Below are 10,771 nucleotides of genomic sequence, written 5' to 3' on the forward strand. Positions count from 1 at the left end.
AGTTCGGCCGCTGTTCGCGCCCGAACTCCACCCGCTGTCGGGTTCGGAGCGCGGACGCTCCGCCAGGTCTGCACTCGGCCGGGTCGCGCCCGCCTGATGTCCGGATCGCGCCGGATAGCCGGCGGGTGTTTCCGTTTCCCTTCTTCGTCCTGGGCCTTCCCTCGGGCGTCGACCCCGTGCCCTCTCCTGCGTGTCGGTTCGGGCTTTCTCCCGGGCGTTCAAACCCTTCGCCTTCTCCTGCGCGTCAGCCCTTCGCCTTCTCCTGCGCGTCAGCCCTTCGCCTACTCCTGCGCGTCGTCCTGGGCTCTCTCTCGGGCGTTAATGCTGTGCTGTGTCCCGCGCGTCAATCTGCGCTTCTTCCCGTGCGGGGTCCTGCGCTTCCTCCCGTGCGAGGTCGTGCGGTCTCTCCCGCGCGTCGTCCGGCCAGCGGCTCTCGCGCAGCCGGTGCAGGATGCGGGTCAGCTCGGCGCGCTCGGCCGGGTCGAGGCCCGCGAACAGGTGCTCGGCCTCGGCGGCGCGGGCCTCCTTGATCGCCCGCGCGGTGGCGGTGCCCTCCCCGGTCAGCACGACCAGGGTGGCGCGCCTGTCGGACGGGTCGGGGCGGCGCTCGACCAGGCCGCGGCCCTGCAGGTCGTCGATCACCTCGGTAGCCGAACGCGGGGCGATCCGCAGATGCTCCGCCAGCACGCTCAGGCGCATCTCGCCGTGCCGGTCGAGCACGCCGAGGGCGCGGGACTGCGACGGCGAGACGTGCCAGGGCTCGAGGGTGACCCGGGTGTGCTCGCGCAGGCGCCGGGTCACCGCCCAGAACGATTCCAGCAGGCCGTCGTCCTCCATGGGAACAAACTACCAGCGACTACCGTTGTTCCCTCATGTTGAGGTAACCTCAGTTTGTTAGCCGGGGTTCCGTGTCGGAGCGGGGCGCCGGGGGCGTACAGAAATGGAAGGCTCTTGCTCTTGGCTGGAAGAAAAGGTCAAACCCTGACCGCCGCGGAGAAGGCGCAGGCACGCGCCGTCTCGTTGCGCCGCATCGGCGCCCTGTTCATCGGCCACCGCGGGCATCTCGCCCTCGTCGTGGCCGTCATCGTCCTCTCCTCCGTGATCTCGATGGCGTCGCCGTTCCTCCTGCGTGAGGTCATCGACGTCGCCCTCCCGCAGTCCGACCTGCGGCTGCTCGTCCTGCTGGTGGCCGGCATGGTCGGGGTCGCCGCGGCGACCTCCGCCCTCGGTGTCGTGCAGACCTGGATCGCCACGACCGTCGGCCAGCGGGTCATGCACCGGCTGCGCACCGACGTGTTCGCGCACCTGCAGCGGCAGTCCGTCGCGTTCTTCACCCGCACCCGCACCGGCGAGGTGCAGTCCCGCATCACCAACGACATCGGCGGCATGCAGCAGGTCGTCACCACGACCGCCACCTCCGTCGCCGCCAACCTGACCACCGTCGTCGCCACCGTCGTGGCGATGGCCGCGCTGTCCTGGCAGCTCGCCCTGGTGTCGCTGGTCGCGCTGCCACCCGCGGTCTACTGGACGCGCCGGGTCGCCCGGATGCGCCAGGCCATCACCGCCCAGCGGCAGCGCGAGCTCGCCGACCTCAACGTGATCATCGACGAGGGCCTGTCGATCAGCGGCGTGCAACTGGCCAAGACGATGGGCGCGAGCGGTGCGCTGACCGAGCGGTTCGCCGCCTCCTCGAGCCGTCTCATCGACCTGGAGCTGCGTTCCGAGCTGGCCGGCCGCTGGCGGATGGCCAGCATGAACATCGTCTTCGCGATCATCCCCGCGGTGATCTACCTGGCCGCCGGCCTGCCCGGCACGTTCGGCGCGATGAGCATCGGCACCCTGGTCGCTTTCACCGGCCTGCAGGCGAGCCTGTTCCGGCCGCTGATGAGCCTGCTCGACGTCGGCGTCACGCTCGTCGCGTCGCTGGCGCTGTTCCAGCGCATCTTCGAATACCTCGACCTGCCGGTCGACATCCAGGAGCCGGCGACACCGGTGCGGCTTCCGGAGGTGCGGGGCCACCTACGGTTCGAGGACGTCACTTTCGCGTACGGGGACGGTGCCACCGCCGCTCTCGCCGGTGTCAGTCTCGACGTCCCCGCCGGCACGTCACTGGCGCTCGTCGGGGAGACCGGGTCCGGCAAGAGCACCATCGCCGCCCTGATCGCCCGGCTCCACGACCCCACGTCGGGCCGCGTCTGCATCGACGGCGTCGACATTCGCGACCTCGCCCTCGACGACCTGGCCGCGATCGTCGGCGTGGTCAGCCAGGAGACCTACCTGCTGCACACCACCATCCGGGAGAACCTGCGCTACGCGAAACCGGACGCCACCGACACCGAGATCGAGCGTGCCGCCCGCGCCGCCCAGATCCACGACCTGATCGACGCGCTCCCCGACGGCTACGACACCATGGTCGGCTCCCGCGGCCACCGCTTCTCCGGCGGCGAGAAACAGCGCATCGCCATCGCCCGCACGCTGCTGCGCGACCCACGCATCCTGGTCCTCGACGAGGCCACCAGCGCCCTCGACAACGAGACGGAGCGGGCCGTCCAGCGTGCTTTCGACACCCTGTCCGCCGGCCGTACCACGATCACCATCGCCCACCGCCTGTCCACCGTCCGCAACGCCGACCAGATCGCCGTCATCGACCACGGCCGCATCCTCGAATCCGGAACCCACGACACCCTCCTCGAGGCCGCCGGCCACTACGCCACCCTGGCCCGCTGACCTCCCGCTCCCGTTGGCCTCTCGCCCCCGCTTCCGCTCCCGCCGCCACGCTGCGCCATCCTCACCGTCCCCCGTCGTGCCGGTTAATGCCGGTGCGCGTGGTCTTCAGTGGAGCCGGTGCACGTGGTTCCCCTTTGTGCCGAACCGCGTGATCCTGGTCCCGCCGGGTCGCGCTGACCTCCGTGCCCTGCTGGCTCACGCTGTTTTCCTTGCCGCGCCGGACGGTCGCCGCGCCGGACGTCGCTGCGCCGGACGTCGCCGCAGCGGACGGTCGCTGCGCCGGACGTCGCCGCAGCGGACGGTCGCTGCGCCGCACGGTCGCCGCACCGGACGGCTGCCGCACCGCACGGCACCGCCATGCCGGGCCGGACAGACGGTTTTGTCAGGTCGTTCTCGCGCTGCTCGGCTTCTCTCAGCGGCTGTCTCGCGTGAGAGCGGGCGCGTTCGAGCCTGCCGGCCTGTGTGTCTGTGCTTTCTGCCCGGGGTTGCCTGTCGATCCGTGGGCGAGCCCGGCGCCGTTACGGCCGGCTGGTCGTCACTGCCGACTCTGCTGGCCGATTCGCCGCCCCCCTTGTCGATGGTGGAGCGTGCGCTGTCCGCGCTACCGCGCGCTCACCAGATCCGACCCGGCGGACGAAAAACCCGTCCGCCCGTGACGGATTCACCCCTTCCACCCCTCACGCGAGAGATCTAGTGAGTTTCGGGCGAACCGATTCACCACAACCTCACAAGATCGACAACCGGCGGGCGAGTAACTGGCCAGCCGGGCGAGTAACTGGCCGGCAGGGTCAGGGCTGTCTCAAGCGGCGGGAGGCGGCGGTGAGAGCCGGCCGGGGGTTTCCCGGCTGTGTGGGCGGTCCTCTCTGCCCGGGGTCTTCTGCGTCGCGGCCTGGCGCGTACAGCTGGTCAAGTGAGGAAGTGGCCTGTCGAAGGCGGGACCGTTGCCGTTTCGTCCCTTTCGGTAGGCGAGAATGGCTCAGGAAAGAGGGCGGAAGACCGTCAGGGAGAGGCGGAGCGGGATCTCCTTGTCCTCGTGCTGGAACGCGACCATGAACGACCACGGTTCGCGGGACCAGACGGACGCGCGGTCGAACTGGCCGTCGATCGGGAGTGGCGGGTCGTCGTACATCGAAATCAGTGAGGCCGGGCCGAGACGGGCCGTGACCTGGTGGGCCAGCCTGTCGTACTCGTCTTCGAACCGGGTGTAGAGCGCGTCGAAGTCGGCGCCTTCCTCGGGGTCGTGGAAGACGAGGTTCAACTCGAAGGCCTCCATTCCATCCGACCCTCCGCGGTGGCCGAAGTGATCACCGGCTGTCCACCGTTCCGAGGATCGGCCGGGCGGGGTGTCCAGCGTCCAGCCGAGGTTCGTGAGTGCGGTGTCCAGCGTGGGCGCGTCGGGGGCGGTGAACGTCTCGATCAGTTGCCGAGCCTGTCGGATCATGCCGGGCTCCGTGAGGCGAGGCTGTCGCGATGCGGTCGGTCGGACATGGCAGGAACCTATCGCGGCCTGTCAGGACGGTCCCGGCCGCGGATCGTGTAGGAGGGACCCCGGGATCGCTGAGATCCCGGGGTCCGGGGGTCGTCAATCGTCGGTGGAAGTGGTGGGGAAGTCGCCGCGGGACCAGCGGCCCAGGAAGATCGCGGGCTGGGTGGTGTCGGCGGCCGGGGTGTCCAGGACGGCGGCGCTGGTCAGGATGTGGTTCATGAGGGTGATCGGCAGGTGCGGGCCGGCGGCGGCTCGGCCGGTCGTCTCCGGGTCGTCGAAGAGTTCGAGGACGCGGGTGGGGGACAGCCGCGGGTCGGCGGCCGTCGAGCAGCGCACCGACGGGTCCGGGTCGCGGCTGAGCCGGTCGATCAGGTCGGTGGTGGCGTCGGGGTCGCGGACGGCCAGGGCGCGGACCTGGGGGTCGGGGGAGTCGGCGAGCCGGGCCAGGCCGGTGCTCGGGAAACTCGGGTGGGTCAGGAGGCGGCCGCGGGTCATCGTTCTCGCTTCCAGGAACGTGTCGAGCACGGTCTGCGGCGGGACGTCGTCGTGCCGTTCGCACAGCAGGAGCCGGACCGCGAAATCGTCGTCGGCGGCGAGGACGCGGATCAGGTCCGGTGGCAGATGCGGGTTCACGGCGGCGCTGCGGCGCAGGCCGATGTGGGCGGAGAACGCGCAGCGGCGCTGCTGCTCGGGATCACGGGTCCTGGCCGCCCAGGCGGCGGGCACGATCCGGTCGTCGGGGCCGACGTGGTAGTCGATCGCGGCACGCTCGGCTTCGCTGAGTTCCGCGCGCATCGACACGGCCAGCCGGACCTCCGGCGCGGGATCGATGGCGAGACGCGCTACGACGTCGGCGGAGAGTTCGGGTTCCGCGGCGGCGGCAGCACGTGTCCAGACGACGCCGGAGGCGGCACGGACCTCGGCCGGCTCGGGCGCCTGCGGTGGCTCGGTGGGGCGGGATGGCAGCAGCCGGTTCCGGAGGTCACGCGGCAGCCAGGGGTTGTGGATCAGGTGCCGTCCGAGTCGGGGGCTCCGTTCCAGCAGCCGGTGGTAGGCCCACTCGGGCAGTGGTGGCGGCAGCGGCTCCCAGGTGAAGGCGACGAACGCGTCGGGGCCTTCGGCCAGGGTCGCCAGCACCCGGAACTCCGGATCCTCGACCAGGGTGGCCCGCTGGTCGGCGCTGATGTGGACGGCCTCCGCGAGGGTCATCCGGACTTCCGGATCGGGGTGGGTGGCCAGGGCGTGGAACTGGTCGCCGGTCCACACCGTACGGGTCGTCAGCATGAACCGGACGATCCCGGCCCGTTCGGTGACGAGCCGGCGCAGCAGGCCGGCGGGGATCTTCGGGTTGACGGCGAGGCCGCGCAGCCGGGCGCGGGCGGGATGGTGGTAGTGGTCCAGGAACGCGTCGTCGACGTACAGCGGGGCCTCCGGGTTCGGTCGTTCGGAACTTCCGAGAAGCCACAGTAGAAAGTGAACGCGCAGCTCAACAGGGGTGAATGGCCGAGTGACCGCGTTCGCCGCCGGGATTAGACTGGGGACGGCACACTCCGGGCGACCAAGAGCCGCGCGACGCCGCCGAAGGTGACGGCGTGCGGGGCGGTCAGGGCAGGCGGTGGGTGATCGGCGCGGCCGGGTCACGGAGGTCGCGGATGACGACGGGGCCGGTGCCCGGCTCCGCCTCGCAGTAATGGCCGTGCACGTCGAGGGCGGCGAGGTCCGCGGTGACGGCGGCGCCGGGCGCGAGCAGGGCGGGGTCGAGGGCGAACGCGACCCGGGTGCCGGAGCCGCCCGGCGGCACGAACGGGACGGGCGGGCTCAGCGGCTGGGCGCCGGCGAGTTCCTGGCGGAGACCGCGGCCGTCCCGCCAGATCTCGACGACGGTGCGGGTGGTGAGGGCCGCGGCGGCGGCGCTCGACCAGCGGGTGACGGTGAGCAGCGAGTCGCGGTAACCGAGCGTGGGTTCACCGGAGTCGGGCAGGGTTTCGGCGTGGTCGTCGGTCACGGTGAACGTGAGGGCACCGGTGACCTCGGCGACCACCCGGGGCCGATGATCGGGGCCCACCGCGTTCGCCGGGTGGAAGGCGTGGCACACGACGACCGTCAGGATCTGCGTGGGCAGGCGGGGATCGCCGAGGCCGAACCCGAAGTACATGCCGGGCCGCTTGCGGACGGACTCGTCCAATTCCAGGACCTCGATGTTCGCGGCGCTGTACTCCTCGGCGGTCACATCCCGAAACCTATCCGCCGGGCCGGGGCGGTGCTCGTTCCCGGACCGGCGGTGGGCTGCTCGGAACGTACCGGAATCAGTCGGTGGTGAACCTGTCGAAGTGGACGACCTCGTCCAGGGGGCGGCGTTTCGGCTCGGACCAGCGGCCGCGGCTCGGGTGGCCGAGCGGGATCAGGGCCATCGTCAGCGCGTCCTCGGGCAGGCCGAGCAGTTCCCGGACGTCGTCCTCGTGGCCGATGTGCAGGGTGGTGAGGGTGGCGCCGAGACCGTAGGCGCGGGCGGCCAGGATCAGGTGCTGGACCGCGCCGTAGATCGACGAGCCGAGCCGCGGGTTCGTCGACTTCGCGGCGCCGAGCAGCACCGGGATGATCCAGACCGGCGCCTCCTCGAGGTGGTTGGCGAGGTGGTCGGCGGCGAGGAAGCTGCGTTTGCTCATCGGGCCGCCCTCGGGAGCGCCGAGGATCTGCTCGCGACGGGAGCCGTAGTGGCGTTCCCAGCCTTCCCGGTACCAGCCGGCGATCTGCTTCTTCACCTCCGGGTCGCGGACGACGATCCAGGCCCAGAACTGGCCGTTGCCGGCGGAGGGGCCACGGATCGCGGCGTCCAGGATCGCCCGGATCACGTCGTCGGCGATCGGCTCGCCGGACAGGTAGCGGCGGGCCGGGGTGGAGTGGAGCGCCTCGAGGAGGGGAAGCGCGTGCGGGTCGGGAGAGGTCATGCGCCGAGCGTACTGGCCGGTAGGGATCAGGCGGGCGGGTTGCCGGCGTAGGTGCCGGACGGGCGGAACCGGAGCGGGCGGTCGGCGTACTCCTCCAGGGCGTGGGCGAGCCAGCCGGCGGTCCGGGCCACCGCGAAGATCGCCTCGCCGGCGTCCGCCGGCATGCGGTGGTGCAGGGCGAGGGCGGCGAGCGCGAGGTCCACATTGGCCGCGGTGCCCGATCGAGTACGCATCGCGTCGTCCAGCCGCAACGCCGTCTCCTTCGCCGGGCCGTCGCCGAGCAGGTCGAACAGGGCGCGGGCACGCGGATCCCCGGCCGGGTAGAGCGGATGACCGAAGCCGGGCACCGGTGTCCCGGACCGCAGCCGTTCGGCGATGGTGGCGACCGGGCCGGGGCCGTTCATCGCTTCTTCCACCAGGGGGTACGCCAGGCCGCTCGCCGCGCCGTGCAGAGGCCCGTCGAACGCGGCCAGTCCGGCGCTGACCACCGCGTAGGGGTGCGCCCGGGTGGACGCGGCGACCCGGGCGGCCAGGGTCGACGCGGCGATGTCGTGGTCGGCGAGCAGCACCAGCGCGGCGTTGAGCAGGCGGAGCGCGGCATCGGTGGGTTCCGCCGCCGTCAGCCGGGGCCAGAGCAGCGCGGCCAGCCGCGGGGCCGGGCCGGGCCGGGGCACGAGCGGGGGCAGGGCGTGGACCATGGTGGCGATGAGCTGGCGGCCGGTGGTGACGACGGCGGCCGGGGTGGTGTCGAAGCGCAGCGGGTCGGCGGCGGCCATCGCGGCGATCGCGACGCGGAAGCGGTCGGTGCGGCGGGCGGCCGGGGGCAGCGGGTCGGTCACCGCCCGGGCCAGGGCCTGCTGCTCGGCACCGACCGGGAACGGCACGTCGTCGAGCGCGCCGGTCCAGAGCAGGCCCGCCACGGCCTCGAACGGGGTGTCGCGGGCCAGGGCGGTCGCGTCGTGGCCGCGGTAGTGCAGGGTGCCGTCGCGGATCAGCGTGATGCCGGTCTGGATGCCGGGCGTGGTGGCGCGGCGGCGGCCGGCCAGGAACGTGTCGACGTCGGCCCTGGCGAACAGGCTGTTCTTGCCGTCGGCGTTGCGTCGGCTGGTGAGCAGGCCACGGCTGACGTAGGCGTAGACGGTCGCCGGTTTGACGCCCAGCAGGGTAGCGACTTCCTCGGTGGTCAGCAGAGCTTGCGGAGACATGTCACCATCCTCTCATATTGACTGCATCAACATTGACGTCAACATGTACGTCATCCACATTGAAATCATGTTGACTGTGAATCCTGGACTCGCCGGTGTCGTCGCGTTCGACACCGAGATCGCCGAACCGGACCGGAACGGCGGAGCGCTGCGATACCGCGGCGTCGACATCACCTCGCTCGCCGGGAAGGTGTCGTTCGGCGACGTGTGGGGGCTGCTCGTCGACGGCGACTTCGCCCGCCCGCTGCCCGCCGCCGAGGAGCTGCCGGCCGTGGCGACGAGCGGCGACATCCGGGCGGACGTGCAGGCCGCGGTGTCGCTGCTCGCCCCGCGGTGGGGGCTGCGGCAGCTGATCGACATTCCGGAGGCACAGGCGCGCGACGATCTGGCACGCGGTTCGGCGGCCGTGCTGGCGTACGTCGCCCGGGCGGCCCGCAACGGCGGCCCGGCGGTTCCGCGGCAGCTGGTGGAGCGGGGGCGGACCGCGACCGAGCAATTCATGATCGCCTGGCGGGGCGAGCCGGATCCCCGGCAGGTCGCCGCGATCGACAGGTACTGGATCTGTGCGGCGGAGCACGGCATGAACGCGTCGACGTTCACCGCACGGGTGGTCGCCAGTACCGGCGCCGACGTGCCGGCCTGCCTGTCGGCGGCGGTCGCGGCCCTCTCCGGGCCGTTGCACGGCGGGGCGCCGGCCCGGGCGCTCGGCATGATCGAGGAGGTGGAGCGAGGGGCGGAGCCGCGGCGGTACGTGCGGGGACTGCTCGACAGCGGTCAGCGGCTGATGGGCTTCGGGCATGCGGTGTACCGGGCCGAGGACCCCCGGGCCCGGATCCTGCGGCAGGCCGCCCGGGAGCTGGCCGCGCCCCGCTACGAGGTGGCCCGGGAACTGGAGATCGCCGCCCTGGCCGAGCTCCGGGACCGCAAGCCGGACCGGGTGCTGGAGACCAACGTCGAGTTCTGGGCGGCGGTGATCCTCGACTTCGCCGGGGTGCCCGCCGAGATGTTCGCGGCGATGTTCACCTGTGCCCGGACGGCCGGGTGGAGCGCCCACATCCTGGAGCAGAAGCGCCTCGGCAAGATCATTCGCCCGTCGGCGGACTACGTCGGGCCCGGTGAGCGGGACGCCGCCGCGGTCGCGGGGTGGCCGGACGCCCTGACCCGCAACAGCTGATCCGTCGGCGGCCGGGGCACGCGAGGGGTGCGGCCCAGGGGCCGGCGGGCAGTCAGTGTGACTCGAAAGTCGGCCATCACCGCAGCTCATGCCTTGATCGAAAGCGTTATGGCAACCGCGTCCAGCGGCCGACTTTCACGCACGGCACGGGCGTCGAAAGGGCACGGATGGCTGTCTCAGCCGCGCCGAGACGGCACTGACAGCCAGCCAGGAGTCCGGGAGGCGCACCGGCTGTGCGCGCCACAAGGGCGACACTACGGACAACCGCATCCAAATCGGTGGCGAGTGGGTTGTCAGGTCGGATGGCGCCGCTGAGCACGGCGCGCCGGCCGGCGGCGCACACCGGCGGCCTGAGAATCATGCGGAAGGCGTTCGATGGTTGCCAGGCGGTGGGGTGTCGTGGTCGCGGCGGTGCGGCGGGAGACGCGCCGTCGGCCCCGACCGAGTGTGGTGGTCGCGGCGGTGCGGCGGGAGGCGCGCCGTCGGCCCGGACTGAGTGTGGTGTTCGCGGCGGTGGCGGCCGGGGCGGTGATCGTGTCGGTGTTCGGAGCCGCCCCGGCGCCTGCGGAGTTCCGGATGCCGCCGGTGGCCGTGCCGCAGCCGTCCGCCGTGAAGGTCTCCGCCGCGGCGGTCCACTCCGGTCTCGCGCCCTACGCGCCACCCGGCGAACCGTCGGCGGACCAGACCACGCGGGGCGGGCGTACCGGCGGCGCCCGGGACGCACGCGGTGTGCCGTCGACGGTGCCGTCCACCAAGGCCGGCGCCGTGTCGGCGCTGCCGTCGGCGAGTTCCGCGCCGGCCGGGACGACACCGGCACAGACCAGCGCGACCACGGGTTCGGCGAGCGCCGGGACACCGGAGAAGGCGGCGTCGATCCGGATCGGTCAGCCCGGCGACGGCGAGACCGTACCGCCGGGCGTGACGGTCAGCGGCGACGCGGACCTGCCCGACGGCCACCAGATCTGGTTGCTGTGGCGGCACGGCGCCGGCTCCTACCACGTCGCGGGCGCCTGCCGCGCCGGGCGGGCCTTCACCTGCGGTCCGGCCGGGCTGGAGAGCGGCGGCGAGGACGGCTTCACACTCACGGCGATCGTCGTCGACCCGCCGACCGGGCGCACGCTGAGCGCCGGAGACTCCCGGGACGCACTGCCCGCCCACGCGGCGCGGGACGACGTGACCGTCCGCCGCGCCGCGGCATGACCGGGGCGTAAGGCGGCGGCCGGAAGACCGC

Annotated in this window: 9 protein-coding genes; 3 read left to right on the forward strand and 6 right to left on the reverse strand. The window is 72.3% G+C overall.

Going from position 1 to position 10,771, the window contains the following annotated elements:
• Positions 1–318: 318 nt before the first annotated feature.
• Positions 319–837 (reverse strand): MarR family winged helix-turn-helix transcriptional regulator, encoded by a 519-nt coding sequence (locus Aut01nite_RS25355; protein WP_083998482.1) that lies wholly within the window; start codon positions 835–837, stop codon positions 319–321.
• Positions 838–957: 120 nt separating this feature from the next.
• Between Aut01nite_RS25355 and Aut01nite_RS25360 the strand changes: the two genes are divergently transcribed.
• A complete protein-coding gene (locus Aut01nite_RS25360; RefSeq protein ID WP_052163192.1) occupies positions 958–2,727 on the forward strand; it encodes an ABC transporter ATP-binding protein in 1,770 nt (589 codons plus the stop codon).
• Positions 2,728–3,703: 976 nt separating this feature from the next.
• Here the strand turns inward: Aut01nite_RS25360 and Aut01nite_RS25365 are convergent.
• The 5 genes from Aut01nite_RS25365 to Aut01nite_RS25385 form a co-directional block, all read right to left on the reverse strand.
• Positions 3,704–4,168: a hypothetical protein gene (locus Aut01nite_RS25365; protein WP_043522455.1), complete on the reverse strand. Its 465-nt coding sequence runs from the start codon at positions 4,166–4,168 to the stop codon at positions 3,704–3,706.
• A 141-nt stretch (positions 4,169–4,309) separates the two neighbouring features.
• A complete protein-coding gene (locus Aut01nite_RS25370; protein WP_052163193.1) occupies positions 4,310–5,497 on the reverse strand; it encodes a hypothetical protein in 1,188 nt (395 codons plus the stop codon).
• Between the two features lie 319 nt (positions 5,498–5,816).
• Positions 5,817–6,443, reverse strand: a complete 627-nt coding sequence (locus Aut01nite_RS25375) for a hypothetical protein (RefSeq protein ID WP_052163194.1) — start codon at positions 6,441–6,443, stop codon at positions 5,817–5,819.
• Positions 6,444–6,519: 76 nt separating this feature from the next.
• On the reverse strand, positions 6,520–7,161 hold the full coding sequence (locus Aut01nite_RS25380) for a nitroreductase family protein (protein WP_043522456.1): 642 nt from the start codon (positions 7,159–7,161) through the stop codon (positions 6,520–6,522).
• A 26-nt stretch (positions 7,162–7,187) separates the two neighbouring features.
• A complete protein-coding gene (locus tag Aut01nite_RS25385) occupies positions 7,188–8,366 on the reverse strand; it encodes a citrate synthase (RefSeq protein ID WP_043522458.1) in 1,179 nt (392 codons plus the stop codon).
• Positions 8,367–8,433: 67 nt separating this feature from the next.
• On the opposite strand from Aut01nite_RS25385, the gene Aut01nite_RS25390 reads away from it, so the two are divergent.
• Both Aut01nite_RS25390 and Aut01nite_RS25395 read left to right on the forward strand, forming a co-directional pair.
• Entirely contained in the window at positions 8,434–9,540 is a 1,107-nt protein-coding gene (locus Aut01nite_RS25390; protein ID WP_043522459.1) for a citrate synthase 2, read from the forward strand.
• A gap of 375 nt (positions 9,541–9,915) precedes the next feature.
• Positions 9,916–10,740 carry a hypothetical protein gene (locus tag Aut01nite_RS25395; RefSeq protein WP_152628480.1) on the forward strand — a complete coding sequence of 275 codons (825 nt, stop codon included), beginning with the start codon at positions 9,916–9,918 and terminating at the stop codon, positions 10,738–10,740.
• Positions 10,741–10,771: the final 31 nt, after the last annotated feature.

It is taken from the genome of Actinoplanes utahensis (assembly GCF_016862455.1).
Taxonomy (GTDB): Bacteria; Actinomycetota; Actinomycetes; order Mycobacteriales; family Micromonosporaceae; genus Actinoplanes; species Actinoplanes utahensis.